General features: G+C 68.1%; 9 protein-coding genes, 1 tRNA gene and 2 pseudogenes. 5 read left to right on the forward strand and 7 right to left on the reverse strand.

Annotated features, from left to right (window positions below; genetic code table 11):
• Positions 1-172 precede the first annotated feature (172 nt).
• From ACFYWY_RS08325 to ACFYWY_RS08340, 4 genes and pseudogenes are all read right to left on the reverse strand, one after another.
• Entirely contained in the window at positions 173-1,312 is a 1,140-nt protein-coding gene (locus ACFYWY_RS08325; RefSeq protein ID WP_389181607.1) for a mandelate racemase/muconate lactonizing enzyme family protein, read from the reverse strand.
• On the reverse strand, positions 1,312-2,076 hold the full coding sequence (locus tag ACFYWY_RS08330) for a LacI family DNA-binding transcriptional regulator (protein WP_389181610.1): 765 nt from the start codon (positions 2,074-2,076) through the stop codon (positions 1,312-1,314). Before ACFYWY_RS08330 ends, ACFYWY_RS08325 begins: the two co-directional genes overlap by 1 nt.
• Positions 2,077-2,178: 102 nt before the next feature.
• Positions 2,179-3,037, reverse strand: a pseudogene (locus ACFYWY_RS08335) (sugar phosphate isomerase/epimerase family protein).
• A 13-nt stretch (positions 3,038-3,050) separates the two neighbouring features.
• Positions 3,051-5,944, reverse strand: a pseudogene (locus ACFYWY_RS08340) (ThuA domain-containing protein).
• Positions 5,945-6,109: 165 nt separating this feature from the next.
• On the opposite strand from ACFYWY_RS08340, the gene ACFYWY_RS08345 reads away from it, so the two are divergent.
• The gene (locus ACFYWY_RS08345) at positions 6,110-6,475 is read left to right on the forward strand and encodes an MmcQ/YjbR family DNA-binding protein (protein ID WP_389181613.1); all 366 of its coding nucleotides are present in this window, start codon (positions 6,110-6,112) and stop codon (positions 6,473-6,475) included.
• Positions 6,476-7,018: 543 nt separating this feature from the next.
• Positions 7,019-7,092, forward strand: a tRNA-Pro gene (locus ACFYWY_RS08350).
• Between the two features lie 339 nt (positions 7,093-7,431).
• Here ACFYWY_RS08350 and ACFYWY_RS08355 read toward each other — a convergent pair.
• The 3 genes from ACFYWY_RS08355 to ACFYWY_RS08365 all read right to left on the reverse strand — a co-directional run bounded on the left by ACFYWY_RS08355 (position 7,432) and on the right by ACFYWY_RS08365 (position 10,994).
• Positions 7,432-8,940 carry a DMT family transporter gene (locus tag ACFYWY_RS08355; protein ID WP_389181616.1) on the reverse strand — a complete coding sequence of 503 codons (1,509 nt, stop codon included), beginning with the start codon at positions 8,938-8,940 and terminating at the stop codon, positions 7,432-7,434.
• Positions 8,941-9,132: 192 nt separating this feature from the next.
• Entirely contained in the window at positions 9,133-10,026 is an 894-nt protein-coding gene (locus tag ACFYWY_RS08360) for a DUF4232 domain-containing protein (protein ID WP_389181618.1), read from the reverse strand.
• Positions 10,027-10,499: 473 nt separating this feature from the next.
• The gene (locus ACFYWY_RS08365; protein ID WP_389181621.1) at positions 10,500-10,994 is read right to left on the reverse strand and encodes an acyl-CoA thioesterase; all 495 of its coding nucleotides are present in this window, start codon (positions 10,992-10,994) and stop codon (positions 10,500-10,502) included.
• Positions 10,995-11,350: 356 nt separating this feature from the next.
• Here ACFYWY_RS08365 and ACFYWY_RS08370 point away from each other — a divergent pair, with 356 nt between their 5' ends.
• From ACFYWY_RS08370 to ACFYWY_RS08380, 3 genes are all read left to right on the forward strand, one after another.
• Positions 11,351-13,312: a DUF6461 domain-containing protein gene (locus ACFYWY_RS08370; RefSeq protein ID WP_389181624.1), complete on the forward strand. Its 1,962-nt coding sequence runs from the start codon at positions 11,351-11,353 to the stop codon at positions 13,310-13,312.
• Positions 13,313-13,613: 301 nt separating this feature from the next.
• Entirely contained in the window at positions 13,614-14,042 is a 429-nt protein-coding gene (locus ACFYWY_RS08375; protein WP_389181627.1) for a hypothetical protein, read from the forward strand.
• A 255-nt stretch (positions 14,043-14,297) separates the two neighbouring features.
• On the forward strand, positions 14,298-14,720 hold the full coding sequence (locus ACFYWY_RS08380) for a CAP domain-containing protein (protein WP_389181630.1): 423 nt from the start codon (positions 14,298-14,300) through the stop codon (positions 14,718-14,720).
• Positions 14,721-14,868 lie beyond the last annotated feature (148 nt).

A 14,868-nucleotide genomic window follows, 5' to 3' on the forward strand; every position in this document is an offset into this window, starting at 1 on the left:
AACATCGGAAGAACCGATCCGGCACAGTCCCAGACCGAAAAAGAACGCTTGCGGACAGGGCCGACGGACATGGAGGCCGAACGTACCGGCGTACGGGAGTGCTGCCAGGCGCGCGAAGCGCACAAGGGGTGCCAGGGGCGCGCGGCTGGGTGCACTCACGCGCCGGGCGATGTCACACGCGACGCTCCAGTACGTCGACGGCCAGCTCACGCACCACCGCCTCGTCCACGTCGACCCCGAGCCCGGGGGAATCGGGCACCTGGGCCACCCCCTTCTCCACCCGCACCGTCCGCCTCGCGTACGGAGACTCGATGAACTGACGGCCATTCAGATCGACCGGGGTGTCGATCCCGTACGCCGCGAAGAGGTGCAGTGATGCGGCAAGCCCCAGATCGGAGTCGGTCAGCCCGGACCCCATCAACCGCATCCCGCAGTCCTCGGCGAGCGCGCACAGCCGCCGGGACAGCGTGAGCCCGCCGCTGCGCTGCACCTTGGCTATCGCCACGTCCACCGCCTCAAGACGGACGAAGGTCGCGAGATCGGTGGGGTGCCGCAGACTCTCGTCGAGCGCCACCGGCACGGGGGAGTGCTCGCGCAACCGCCGCAGCCCCGCGATGTCATTGGCGGGCAGCGGCTGCTCGAAGGCGGTGATCCCGATCGCGTCCAGCCGCCGCGCCATGCGCAGCGCGGCGTCCATGGTGTACGCCTGGTTGGCGTCCACCCAGACCGGCGCGCCCGGCGCGTGTTCGCGCACCGCCGCCACCACGGCCGCGTCGGTGTCCTCGTCGTGCAGCCCGATCTTGACCTTGAACGCCCGGTACCCGGCGTCCGAGCCCTCCGCAACACTGTCGCCGACCTCGGCGGGGGACTGGCCGGACACGACCCACCCCAGCTCGATCGACTCCGACCTGCGCTGACCCCAGAGCACGCCGAGCGGCACCCCGGCGGCCCGTCCCAGCAGATCGTGCAACGCCACATCCACCGCGCTCTTGGCCAGCGGCGCGCCGATGGTGAAGCCGCGGTTGACGGCCCGGTCGAAGGCGCTGTCGACGGCGTCCAGGTTCCAGGCGGGCCTGCCGACAATGGCCGGGGCGAGATAGCGGTCGATCGTGGTGACGATGGACTCGGCCGTCTCGTACGTCCAGGCGGGGATGGGCGTCGCCTCGCCCCAGCCGTGCACCCCGTCCGCGCTCACCTTCACCAGCACCCGCAGAGACGGCTGTCCGGCGACGGCGACCGCGCCGCCGGAAACGCCGAAGGAGCGGCGGGTCGGCAGGGCGACCGCGAAGGTCTCGACACGCTCGATGTTCATCAACTGGTCCTTCCGGTAAGCGGGGTGGACGGTGGGGCGGTGCTGGCGCGCAGAACGACCTCGCCGCCGACCCGCAGCACCCGCGAACGCGCGCCGCGCGGCTCGCGCAGTGCGAGGGCGATCACCTCCTGCCCCATGGCGGTCAGCGGCAGCGACACCGTGGTGAGCGGGGGAGTGAGCTCCCGTACGAGAGGAATGTCGTCGAAGCCCGCGAGCGAGACGTCCTGCGGCACCCGGACGCCCGCTTCCCTGAAGGCGGCGAGCGCGCCCACCGCCATCACATCGGTGACAGCGAACACGCAGGTGGGCAGGGCGGAGTGGGCGAGGAGTTCACGGGCGGCCGTATGACCGCCCTCGCGGGTGAAGGCGCCGCGCACCACCCTGTCGGGCCCGAGCGTGATCCCGGCCTGTGCCAGGCCTTCCCGGAACCCGGCGAGCCGGTCGGTGACGGTGGTGAGCTCGGGCGGCCCGCTGAGCACCGCGAACTCCCGGTGTCCCAGGGCCAGTAGGGCCTGGGCGAGGGCGGCGGCTCCGGCCCGGTTCTCCGGCAGTACGGCATCCACCCGAAGGCTGCGGTGCCGGCTGACGACCGCGACCCGCCCGCCCGCGCGGACATACGGTTCCAGCTCGTCCGCAAGCGCCCGTTCCCAGGCCCGGTCCTGGAACCCCGAGCCGATCAGCAGGATGGCTCGGACCCGCTGGGCGCGCAGGGTGGAGACGTACGCGATCTCCCGGACCGGTTCCCGGAAAGTGCTGGCGAGCATGATCGCCGACGAGAAGACTCAGCCCCTTGGGGGTCCCCCCGGACGAAGTCTGGGGGAGATTGAGGCGCGGAGCCTGGGGCGGAGCCCCAGTTCGGGACGTCGTCAGTACCTGAGATTCGCCAGGTACGCGTAGCTGTTCTGCGCGGTCGCGAACGGGTCGGCCGGCGAGTCGTGCTCGACCAGCCACTGCTTCACACCACCACTGCGCGCCGTGTCGAACATCGACCGGAAGTCCAGGGTTCCGGAGCCGACATCGGCGAAGCCGCCATCCGGGGCCATGTCCTTGACGTGCAGCGCGGGGAAGCGCCGCCGGTGGCGCACGAACAGCGAACGCGGATCCGCCCCGCCCTTCGCCGCCCAGTAGACGTCCAGCTCGAAGGCCACCAGATCCGGGTCGGTCTCGGTGAGGAGGATGTCGTACAGATTCTCGCCGTCGACGACCTCGTGGTCGAGGCCGTGATTGTGGAAGAGCAGCGGACCGAGACCGGACTCGCGGGCGGCGAGCCCGGCCTTGTTGAACTGCCGTGCCGCTTCCCGGAATCCGGCCGGAGTGTGCATCGAGCCGGGCAGGCTCGGCACCACGATCCATCGCGCGCCGAGGGTGTGGATGTCGTCGAGCGCCTGCGGCAGACCGTCGCCGGTGACGACGGGGTAGCCGACGTGTTCGAGCACCGCCTTGAGGCGGGTCTCGTCCAGCATGGCCCGGATCGTGGCGGCGCTGTTGCCGTGCCGGCCGCTGACCCCGACCGTCGCGTATCCCATCTCGGCCAGCCGAGCGAGGGTCCCTTTGAGGTCCTTCGCCAGGGGCGTCCGCATCGTGTAGAGGTGCATGCCGATGCCGGAGGCCGGGATGCGCCGTCGGCGGCGGCCCTCCTCTGCGGCGAACGCCGGCCGGCTCATGGGCCGCCGCCGCGGCGGCGCCCAGAGCCGTGCCCAGGAACGCACGTCGTGTGCCGTTCATGTCTGCTTCCCTCTCAACTCACGTTGATTCGGACGAAGTTGACCGTCGTGTCGCCCTTGTCGTCAGTGACGGTCAGATGTGCGGTGTACGCACCGGGGCGGGCGTAGCTGTGCGTCGCCGTCGCTCCTCCGGTGCCGTGGGCCTGGCGTTGTCGCCGAAGTCCCAGTGGTACGAGGCGATGGTGCGGCCGGGCAGCAGCTCGACCGTGCTTGCGAGCTGCACCGTGAGCGGCGCGGCCCCGGTCGCGGGCGTCGCCGTCAGCGAGACCTTGGTCGCCGGGTGCTTCTCGACGCCGCGCCCGTTGAAGTGCAGCCAGTCGAGGGCGAGCAGGTCGGGCTTCTCGGCGGACCACTGCGGATTGGTGAAGACGGCGTACAGCTGCACAGTGCCGCCCGGGTCCCTGAGGGCGGTCGTGGGCGAGACGACATTGCCCCAGTCCCCGGTGTTCGGGACCGTCACCTTGCCCAGCAGCGGACCCGTCGGCGATCCGGCGCGGAACTCCACGTCCCCGCCGAGGCCGCCCGAGGCCGCCCCGACCGGGTCGGCCTCGGTCGAGTCGGTGGTGCCGTTCCCGTCGAAGTCCCACGCGTATGTCACCGGCTTGCCGCCCGGCAGTCCGGAGCCCGCACTGGAGAACTTCACGGTGAGTGGGACCGAGCCGGTGTCGGGAGTGGCGGTGGCCTTGGCGTCGGGCAGTCGGCCGTCGCCGACGTAGGCGATGCGGTAGATGCCCGACCCTTCGTTGCTGCCGCCCCGGCCCGTACCGCTGCCGAGGCCGAAGTCGATGACGTACAGCGCTCCGTCGGGTCCGAAGTCGGCGTCGAAGGGCTGGTTCCACGTCATGTCGCCGAAGACGGCGTTGATCGACTGAAGATCGCCCGCCTTCGCCGGTGCGAAACGCGGGTCGGTGAAGGTCTGGTCCTGCTGCTGGACGGAGAAGGACCTGAACCACTTGCGGGTCAGCTCGTAGTTCAGCCACTTTCCCTCGAAGTACTCGGGGAACTTGGTGCGGTACGTGTTCGCCGCGTCGAAGTCGTACACCGGGCCGCTCATCGGACCGCCGCCGCCCGTGCCGAGCTCAGGGAACTCCGCCGACGCCGAGTAGGCGTACCAGACCGTGGCGGGCTGAGCCGGTGGAAGCTGGGCCAGGCCCGTGCTGTTGGGCGAGTTGTTGACGAGCTTCGCGCAGTCGAACTTCGGGCCCGAAGTCTTGGTCGTGAAGTCGTAGTCGCTGAACGGGGTGTTGTCGCCGATGCAGTAGGGCCAGCCGAAGTTGCCCGCCTTGGTGATACGGGTGAACTCGACCGTGCCCTCAGGACCGCGGTCCGGCTTGGCGGCGCGCGCGTCGGGTCCGTAGTCCGCGACCAGCAGCGCGCCGCTCAGCGGATCGGTCGTGATCCGGAACGGGTTGCGCATCCCCATCGCGTAGATCTCGCCCCGCGTCTTCTCGGCGCCGGGGGCGAAGAGATTGCCCTCGGGGACGGTGTACGTACCGTCGTCCCTCGGAGTGATGCGCAGGATTTTGCCGCGCAGGTCATTGGTGTTGCCCGCGGTGCCCTGCGCGTCCCAGGCGCGGCGTCCTTCGCCCTCGTCGATCGGAGTGAAGCCCTCGGAGGCGAACGGGTCGGTGTTGTCGCCGGTCGCGATGTACAGCTCGCCCTTCTTGTCGAAGGCGATCGAGCCGGCCATATGGGAGTTGGCCCGCCCCTCGCCCCGCCAGGTGGGAATGGTGAGCAGCCGTTTCTCGGAGGCGGGGTCGATGGTGTTGCCGGTCACCGTGAAGCGCGAGAGGTTGAGCCGTTTCTCGGTCTTGTCGGAGTTCAGCAGATAGAGCCAGTTGTTCTTCCCGAAGTCCGGGTCGAGCGCAAGTCCGAGGAGACCGTCGGACTGGCTCGTCATGTCGGGCGTGTACGCGAAGTCCAGCGCGGTGGTGACCTTCAGCGTCTGCTGGTCGATCACCTTGACCTTGCCGGTGCGCTGAATGAAGAAGACCCGGCGGTCGGGCGCGACGGCGAGCTCGAAGGGGTCGGCGAGATCGCTGGTGACCAGCGGTGTGCGCTGGAAGGCGCCGGTCTTGGCGGCGGTGCAGTCACCGGGCTTGTTGCCGGCGGCCCACTGGATCCCGCCGAGCAGATGCCTGAGGAAGCCCGCTTCCTGGAACGCGGATTTGGCATGGCCGCCCGCCGTGAACCAGGAGCGTCCGCCGTCGTAGTTCTGGCACCAGGACCACGGGTGATCGACACCCTCGTCGAGGCCGGTGATGCCGTCCCGCACCTTGATCTGGGCGAGTGTGTGCACCTTCCCGGTCGGATTGGTGCGCCAGTTGTACCACTCCTCCGTACGCTCCCAGAGCTCGGGAAGCCCCTTGGTGGAGGGGTGGGCCTGGTCGAGCACCTTGATCCGCCCGGTCTGCACGGCGGGGTGCTTGTCGAAGATCGCGCCGACCAGGCCCTCGTACCAGCCCCAGTCGCGCTCGCTCGCGGAGGCGGCGTGCAGTCCTACCCAGCCGCCGCCGCCCCGGATGTACTTCTGGAGCGCGGCGCGCTGCTCGGCGCCCAGCAGATCGCCCTTCTCCGGGGTGGAGTTGGTGTTGTTGAAGACGATCGCCTGGAAGCGCGCGAGGTTCGTGTCGCTGAACGCGGCGGCGTCGTCGGTGGCTTCGACTTCGAAGCCGTTCTCGCTGCCGAGTTTCTTGATCGCCTCGATCCCGGCGGGGATGGAGTCGTGGTAGAAGTTCGTGACCTTGGAGAAGACCAGTACGCGATAGGGCGCGGCGTCGGCGCGGGGCGGTGAGGCGATCCCGAGGGCGACGACGAGCGCCAGAGTTGCGGTGATGACGGTTAAGAGGGAGAGGGACCTGCGGCTGAGCGGTGCTCCTGGGCTGAGCCGTGCTCTTGGACTGCTCATTGCGCTCCCGGTGCTGGTGGGCGGACCGCGGCTCCGGCATTTAGAAAGCGCTTTCTGAATTCGTTGCACAGCGTAGGTTCCCGGCTTACAGGGGGTCAATGGGTCGGAGGGGCCCGGTGTGGCAAGGGCGGGGCGAGTGTCAGTGGCGCGTCGTACGGTCTTCATATGGCCACTGCCGACGACGTACGCAGACTTGCGCTCTCGCTTCCCGGTGCGATGGAGAAGCTCGCCTGGGGCATGCCCACATTCCGTCTGGACGGCGGGGGCAAAATCTTCGCCTCGCTCGATGACGACGACAAGGTGATGGGTGTGAAGTGCCCCAAGGAGGACCGGGAGGAGCTGATCGCCTCAGAGCCGGAGAAGTTCTTCATCCGCGCGGGGCACGACGACAACTACGCCTGGCTGCGGGTGCGGCTGGCGGCGCTGGAGGGCGAGGAGGAGCTGTACGCGATCCTGCTCGACTCGTGGCGCCAGGCGGCACCACGCAAACTGCTGGACGCGCACCCGGAGTTGGCCGAGCGGACGGGGTGACCGTGCGGCGGGGCGGCGGTGCATGGCGGGGCGCCCTGCGCGGCGGCGCCGCACCCAGGCCCTGGGCTGATCGCGGCCCGCGCTGAGGAATCCCGTGATCCGTTCGGGGAGGCCGCTCGGGTCAAGGCGGCCCGCGCCGGGTATCGGCTGCGCCCGGATCCCCTCATTGATCACCCGCTCCGGGGGCCGCCGTCCGGCCAGGACGAAGCCGTCTCTGCTGATCTCGGCCAGTACGACCGCGAGTCGCGGGTCCCTGGTCCGGACGCGATCCCGCCGGGCCGGCCGTGTGTCGCGGCGGGGCCTCGCAGCCCGAGCGCGGTGCCGACAGCCAGCGGCAGCCCGTGTCCCTTGGAGAGCAGGAAACGATCACAGGCGGGGGTGTCGACGGTCTCGGCGGTGACGTGCGTCACACTGGCGTGGAAGACCCAAGGTGCGTTGCGCCTGGCCGGCGGGCGGGCGCAAAGCGGTTCGTGACCACCGGTCGAAGTGCGGTATTGTTCTCATGCGCGTTCGGCCAGGGGAAACCCCAGGTCAGACGGGCACCGGGACGTGGCGCAGCTTGGTAGCGCACTTGACTGGGGGTCAAGGGGTCGCAGGTTCAAATCCTGTCGTCCCGACGGTGTTTTTGCAGGTCAGAGGCCGTTTCCGATCATCGGGAGCGGCCTTTGTCGTACGCGTGTCTGCTCCCGCGTGGGAGCCTTCTGGGAGCGCTCGTTCTCCCTTGCTCCCAAGGTGTCAACCGTGCCCGATTCGTCCGTCGCCCGGTCCGGTCGATGTTCAGCGCCGTTCGCAGCGGTGGGGCGCGGTCGTCAACTGTAGGCCGCCGTTGGCGACCACGGTTGGGGCCCCCGCGCTTCGCAGCTGTGCCGTCCACCTGTAACGACGATGACTGTTCACGATCACCCTGCGGCCGAAGGCGGCAGGGGCAGCCGCTGCGGTTTTCCCCGGAGCCATCGTCATCCACCTGGGCCCGTGCTCTCGTGGCTCCCTCGTGGGCGAGACTCCTGAATCGGCGTCGTCGGGGACGCCTTCACGCTGTCAGCCCATTCGAGGCGCGGGTCCGGCGGTCGGCGGTAGGCGTGCACCTGACTCAGCCGGCGTTCGATCCGACCGATCGCGCCTTCGTCGCTTCCGGGTATCCGCCTGCGCATGGCGATCAGTTTGGGCGCCAGATACCGAGCGCTGGCGCTGTCACGAACGCGAGCCCACTCGTGCGTGGCACGGTCCACAGCCGCCACGACCTCCTCGCCGTCCGGCGGCTCGCCCCCAGACAGACGGGAAGCGGCGGCGACGAGCCACAGCTCGCACGCCCTGCCCGGATCGTCCGCGACCCGGGCCAACTGGGCCCGTACTTCGATCCAGTGGATCGCCTCCGGAGAGGCAGGCCCGTAGGTGCGCAGCGCGCCCTGCTCCAAGACGGCGACCATGCCCGCCGCCTCTTGGAGCCGCCCGCCGTGCGCGGCGTTCCAGATCATCGAGTGCACCTCCTGCATCGGGGGAGGTGCGACGTTGATGGAAGGCACCGGCACCGGGGTGATGAGCGCCGGATACAGGTTGGTGACGGTCTGCGACATGTCCCGGTCGGCGCGCGCGTCAAAGATCACCACGACTGCGACTCCGGAAACGACCAGGAACATACCGGTGGCTGCCGTCCCGGAGGGCACCTGCCCCAGCCACATCCAGGCGATGAGCGCGGCGACCGGCGCCTCCAGCAGCAGCACCAGGCTGACCGTGACGGCTGACACCCTGCCCAGAACGAAGTTGAGCATCGACAGGCCCAGCAGCTGCGGGAACAGCAGCAAGCCGAGCACGGCCAGCCAGGTGGCGGTATCGAATCCGGCCAGCGGTATCCCGCCCACGAGGCACACCACCAGCAGCACTATGGTGGACACGCTGAAACAGGCGACCGAGTACGAGGGTGTGCTCACCGTGGCGCGGACCCGGCTGCTGAGCTCGGCGTAGACAGCGGTTGCGATGGCTCCGACGAGGGCGAGCAGGTCACCGAGTAGTGCCGTGCCCCCGACCCGGAAGTCCCCGCCCGTGGCCACCACCGCGCCGAGCACGGCGATGCCCATTCCGCCCCAGGTGCTCCTGGGCAGCTTCCGGCCCAGTGCCACCGCGATCAGGCCCTGCCAGATCGGCTGGGTGGAGATCAGCGCTGCCGCGGTCGTGACCGAGGTGAGCTGAGTGCTGGGCATGAAGGTGGCGAAGTGCGTCGCCAGTGCCACACCCGCGAACACGCTGTATCGCAGCTCTCGCCGCCTGTCCTTGTGCAGCAGACCGCGTAGTTCGTCGCCGCGCTTGGCCGCTACCACCGGGCCCAGGACGCAGACGCCGAGCCCGTTACGCCAGAACGCGAGCGCTAGCGCGGGTGCCGCCGCGAACGCCGTCAGCGGAGCGGTCATGGAGATGGCCAATACGACCACAACGAGCGCTCCACCGTTTACGGCGCTATTCGGTTTCACCTTTCCCTCTCCTACTTGCCTTCGCAGGCCACTCCGGCGAAGCGCCCGCGGCGCACTGTAAAGTCGTCATGAATTCGTGGGGTTAGGACCTGGCTGGCAACAACACGCGGATTCCGGACCGCAGTTCGCAGTCGGCCTGCCACAGCGGATGTAGTGAGATCCGGAACCAGCATGTCAATTGTCCGGGCGCCCTCAGGAGTTGTTCGCGGCGTCGGCGGCGTTGGAGTGCCAGTACGTGACAAATGCGGCGCCGATGTCGACGCTGAGCGGCTCCCCGGTGAACTCGTCCTCGCCCGGCGTCGGAACGGTCACCGGGTCCGTGGACTCGCCCCCGAAGTCCTGGAGCATCACCTTGAAGTCCGTGATCTTCTCGACCGGGCCTTCCGATTCGCCGCTGCCGTCGGCGATGTTGATGCTGGCGTACGCCGTCGCGCCCGGCTTCAGGACGACGACGTCCTTCGGCTTGCTGTCCTCCAGGACCCGGGTGACGGCCTGCTGGTCCGCGCTGAACGCCAGGTAGGGGTAGCCGACCAGCCGGCAGGCACTGTCGGACAGGTTGGTCGCATGCAGCATGATGTGATTGATCGGGCGGGGCTGGTCGGACGTCGAGAAGGTCAGCCCCTCGGTGGTGCATGAGTCGACGTGTGCACCGGCATCGGGGCGGGTGTCACCGTCGCCGCTGTCGTCACGGGGGGTCTGGTCGACGATCTTGGTGGCGTCGCCGCCCTTGATGGTGACCTTCACCTTGACGGACTTGGACTTGGCGGCTGCTACGAGCTCCTCGATGCTGCAGGACTTCAGGGGTTGGCCCTTTCCAGCGCCGCAGAGGCCGCCCGAGCCCTGGATGTCGATGCCCTCCGCCACCGAGAACTCGCGCTCGTCTATCATCAGCTTGCCCGGGGCTATGAAGGTCAGAGTGCCCGCGAACGTACCGTCTGCGGCATTGTTCGCCCGCGAGGCGGAGGTGGTGGCCCGAGTGCCGTCCACCTTGGTGTCGGCATTCTCGGGGTTGCAGGCGGCGAGGAACGAGGCCGAGGCGACGATCAGGCCGACACTGGCGACGTTGCGCATGCGGATGAGGGACATCGGGCAATCTCCTTGTACGGCAGGACCTGGCACTCACCAGACCTGGCGGGTTGTTCTGCGAGCCATCCGGCTCCGTGTGGTGACTTCACACGGGAGCGCTTGGCTGATCGACAGGGCTCCTGTTCGGGTGATCTACCGGCGGCCGGGCATGAGGGCAGGGCCTCCTGATCGCCAGGCTGTTCTCATCCGTGGAGCGTGAAGCTCTAGCGAAAACTTGTGCCGCCTACGCCTTCTTCAGATGCCGGGTGGGCTGCTGAATCTTCTTCAACTCCGGCAGGTGGTACGGCTGATGCGGCCTCCGCGGAAGCGAGCGCGGATAACACGACAACGGGCCCTCCTGATGCTCGGCCGGCTTCGCAACCCCGAGCCACCAGGAGGCACTGCCTTCTTGCGTCGACCGCCGCCAGGTCACCCGATCAGGAACCCGGTTCGCGGATAAGCCCATTGATCGGTACGACGACGGCTTCTCGCATCTACGGCTTGCGTTGACCAGGGAGCGTCCTGGACTCCGCGGTTTCCTCAGGGGGCGGTCCGAACAGCTTGATGGCCAACTCGCGGGTCTCGTCGGCCCAGGGCGCGGACCCGAGTGAGGCCATGTCCACGTTGACCTCGGCGCGGCTGCCCTCGGCGTGGAGTGTCTCCCCGTCCCCGGAGACCACGCGGAAGGCGTAGACCATGCTGCTCCTGCCGAGGCGCTGCATCCGGAAGCACACGTTCACGTGGCCGACCCCGCGAACCGGGCTGAGATACCGGAACGTCTGCTCGAGCACGGCGTGCATCACGTCCGGATGTGTCGGCACACCATCGACGAACGAGTACCCCGCCCGGGCCCAGATCCGTACCAGTGCACGTTCGACCAGCAACGGGTACCGGCAGTTGTGCAGATTGCCCATGAAATCGAGGTCGTCCAGGTGGACTTCGGCCGGTTCGGTGTACTCCACACCGGCCACCTCCGACGCGCTAACCATCCGTCTCCTTCGACCGTTCTTTCCTGTCCCCCGGCCACTACGGGCAGGGACGCAGGCCTTGCAGATACGCGGGCACCAGTGGCGACCGCTGAGCATCGCCTCGCCGCAGTCTTCGCCGCATGACGTTGCGGCACCAAGCTTCACGAATGCCCACCGAGGCGGCATCGGCCAACCGACCTATCCCGGCTGGGGGAAGTCGCGATGCCACTCGGTCAATCGGGACAAGCAGCGCGACTACGGCGGAACCTAAGCCTCTGCCCACACGTCACTCCGTACGACCGTGGCACAGTGATCCGCGTCTGAGACGCGAAAGCGGCATGACAAGCCACTCTTGGAATTACGTGGGAGAGACACAGGTGCATCAGCTGATCCAGTGCAATCGCCTTCGCCAGGAAGAGCCACTCAGCTCACCGTCCGGCCAGTACGTTCTGCACTACGACACCGCCGGAGTAGCGGTTTTGACCGACCGGCGGACCGGTGAGACCCGGTGGCGTGCGGGAGACCCAGGGCGTCCGGTTGCCGGGCTGCTGCTCCTGGGGGACGGTGATGCGCTCCAGGTGGAGAACTCCGCGAACGAGACGGTCTGGGTTTCCGGCATCGCTGCGCCGGGCGCCCGTTCGCTGGTCATTACGGACGATGGCGATCTCGAGCTGCTCAGCGGTGAGAACACACGGCTGCTGAACTCGCGCACCGGCCCGGTTGAGGTGACGGCCATGCGGGACGCCGCGGCCGCCGCCGACATCAGCGGCGAGCGCTATTTGGTACGGGAGGGCAAGCAGCGGCGGCTCGTCACCCGCAACCAAGACGGCTCGCTGCAGGTCGCGACCCGTTCCTCGCACGGTGGTGGGTGGAGCTCCACGCTGGCTGCGCCACTGGCCCGATGGCTGGAGCAGGACGGGGCGGTTCTGACCTGGCGAATGCTTCCCGGGGGCGACCGGAAGGCGTGGACGCTCTGCCTGGTGAACGCCGACGGTGAGCTCATCTGGCGAGACGGGATGCGGAACGTGCCGACGGTGTTGCCTCCGGCCCGGCCGCACGCGTACGGCGGCCCGGAGCTCGGGCGCGGGGCACGGCTATGGCACCAGTCGCTCACCGCGCCCTCCGGGGCGTACACCCTGGTGCACCAGGACGACGGCAACCTGGTGCTCTACGACAACCCCGCGCAGCGGGCGGTGTGGGCGACGAACACCTGGTGGGCCGACGACGGGTGGGCCGAGCTGACCGAGGAGGGCGACCTGGTCGTCCGCAACTTCTGCGGTGCGCCGGTGTGGCGATCCGGCACCGCAGGTTCGGGCGCACAGCGGCTCGTGGTGGACGATGAGGGCGGCTTTGCGCTGCTCGACGACAGCAACTCGGCGGTGTGGCAGATCCGGACAGGGGCGTCGAGCTCGGCGCCGGCAGCGAACACGGCGCGCGGATCGACTCTGTGCCGAGGTCAGAGGCTGCAGCGTCAGTCCCTCACTTCCGCCGACGGATCCACGGTGCTCGCGCACCGGGACGATCGACGGCTCGTCCTGTTCGGCGAGAACGGCCGCTGGCTCTGGGACCTGTACATCCACGACGCCGAGCGCAGCTGTCTCGTGCTCGACGACGACGGTGTCCTGCGGATACGGGCCGAGGACGGCACAGTGGCCCTGGAGCTCGGCGGCCCAGGTGAGGAGTTGGTCGTGGTGCCGGGGGAGGCCCAGCTGCGCACAGACGACGGGTCGGTGGTCTGGCGCAACGGAGAGCGGATAGCCGAGACCGAAAAGGGCGCACCGCCCGTCGAGGACTTCAGCTCGTGGATGGACGCGTTGATGGACGACACCGCCTATTGCGTGACCGTCGTTCACGGCATCGAGCCGGACGAGGCGCTGCGACGGTTCGGTGTCGAGACCGAGCAGGTGACGACCGGTACGTGGCAGGACCTGCTGGAGCAGGCCGAGCGCGAGGATTCCGAAGCCGAGGATGTCGTGGTGGCCGCCTTCGCGCTCGGCTCGCACACACTTCTCATCGAGGACAACGGGTGGGAGGGGATCGACCGCCCAGAGCTGTCGTCGGGGACGTTCGCGGTGTCGTGCTACCGCAGTGTCAACGCCGACTCCGCTTTCGTGGTGTTCCGCGACGGCGAGGAAGTGGCCGACCACAGTTGGGACAACGGCAGTGAGGAGCCGAGCACCCCCGAGGTGCGGCAGGCGCTGGCCGCGATGGGCTCCGAGGACGTGATCGACACGGCGTTCGAGCGCGACCTCGAGTTGCTGTGTCGCACCGCGGGCGTCCGGCCGACGGTCGCGGATGTGACCGTGCCTGCGCGCATCGCGGTGATCAAGGCTGAGTGAGGCAGTAGGCGACAGCCCGACGGCCGTGATGCCTCATATATCCGAAGCCGATTGAGTCGGTGCTCAATTGAGATTGAAATTTTCGGCTCTGCTGCTCACATGGGCAATAAACGCTGGAGGCAACGGATCGAAATTTCCCTGGCGTTGATTGCCAACCCGCCGCGGCTTGCCTAGTCTGTCTGGCTGTCGGCCTATCAATGAGGGTTGCCGTAGAGCTACTTTCTGCATGGGGCGGCTCAGCGCGCCTAGGCGATGCAGCACACCTGAGGGACAGTCGAATTTTTTCGAGGGGAGCAGCCATATGGCTATGCAGCAGTCCGAAGAGACCGCAACGCGCAACGGCATCAAGGCTCTCGAGCAGGCCTACAGCGGCGTCATGAGGTGCCAGCAGGATGTCCAGTCCACCAGGTACGCGATCGCTGGAGGTTATGGTGGCTCCGACGGGAAGAAATACCAAGAGCTCCTGGAACAGTGGGACAACCACGTGGACACCATCCTCGTAAATCTCGACCAGATGGTCCATGAACTCAATGACACGCTTGGGGAGCACCGGCGTGTCCAGGGCTCCTCGAACGAAGCGGTCGACCGTGAATACGACAGGTCCACGGACGTCTTCCACACCCTGAACCCGGATAAAGGCAAGTACGTCTTGGTGCCGATGCCCAACACCCCAGAGAGCGGAGTGTTTGGTCCTGCCGAGCCCACCATTCCCGCCACGCCCGGCGTGTAGCCGGTCAGGATCTTGGGTCCCGATCCTGCCGGGCCTGCCGTCCCCTCTGAGCAGTTGATGTTTGTCAGGAATTCCGAGTAGCGTGGCGTGTCGCCGATGGTCCGCAGGCAGGGTCATGCGGGCTGCTTCGAGAGGCGAGCAGAGTTGGACCAGGACTGGCTCGAGGAAGAAGGCTGGGACCCGCAATGGGATCCGGACGCCGGAACGAGCTTGCGTTTTCGCAGGGCGGCCGCCCGGGAGGAAAATGTTTCCCGGGTGAGGACGGAAGACTCCTCTGTCAGAAGCGCGCAATCCCTGGAGCGCCTGCTGGAGGACGCCGTCGCCGTGCTCGTCAACCAGGAGCGTGACCGGCGCGGGCTCGTCCCCTTGGTCACCGATGAGCGCCTACGGGATTCCGCCCGGAGCCATAGCGAGGACATGGCGCGGCGGGGCTTCTTCGACCACTTCACTCCTGAAGGGCTGTCGCCAGCGGACCGTATGGTGGCATACGGATACCCGCTTCCCGCCGCGGAGAACATCGCCGCCGGCCAGCCACACCCCCTGGTGGTGATGGCCGAGTGGATGAACAGCCCTGGGCACCGAGTCAACATCCTGCACGAGGACTTCGGAGTCATCGGCGTGGGTGTGTACTTCTCCGAGTACGGACCTGTGTGGACGCAGAACTTCGGCTACGCCTGACGCTGCAGCCCGGCCCAGAGGCGTCGGCGGCAGCTGCCGCCGACGTGCTGAAGGCAGCCCGCTCGGACCGCTGTTCAGGATCGGTCAGCCTGCCTCTGGTCGGCCGCGCAATTCGTGGTGCCACAACGGGTCGCAGAGGCGTTCCAGT

The organism is Streptomyces sp. NPDC002870 (assembly GCF_042888505.1).
GTDB lineage: Bacteria > Actinomycetota > Actinomycetes > Streptomycetales > Streptomycetaceae > Streptomyces.

Coding starts and splice junctions, on each gene's coding strand:
- ACFYWY_RS08365 (WP_389181621.1), bottom strand. CDS start 10,994: ATGGTTAGCGCGTCGGAGGTGGCCGGTGTGGAGTACACCGAACCGGCC.
- ACFYWY_RS08345 (WP_389181613.1), top strand. CDS start 6,110: ATGGCCACTGCCGACGACGTACGCAGACTTGCGCTCTCGCTTCCCGGT.
- ACFYWY_RS08330 (WP_389181610.1), bottom strand. CDS start 2,076: ATGCTCGCCAGCACTTTCCGGGAACCGGTCCGGGAGATCGCGTACGTC.
- ACFYWY_RS08360 (WP_389181618.1), bottom strand. CDS start 10,026: ATGTCCCTCATCCGCATGCGCAACGTCGCCAGTGTCGGCCTGATCGTC.
- ACFYWY_RS08325 (WP_389181607.1), bottom strand. CDS start 1,312: ATGAACATCGAGCGTGTCGAGACCTTCGCGGTCGCCCTGCCGACCCGC.
- ACFYWY_RS08375 (WP_389181627.1), top strand. CDS start 13,614: ATGGCTATGCAGCAGTCCGAAGAGACCGCAACGCGCAACGGCATCAAG.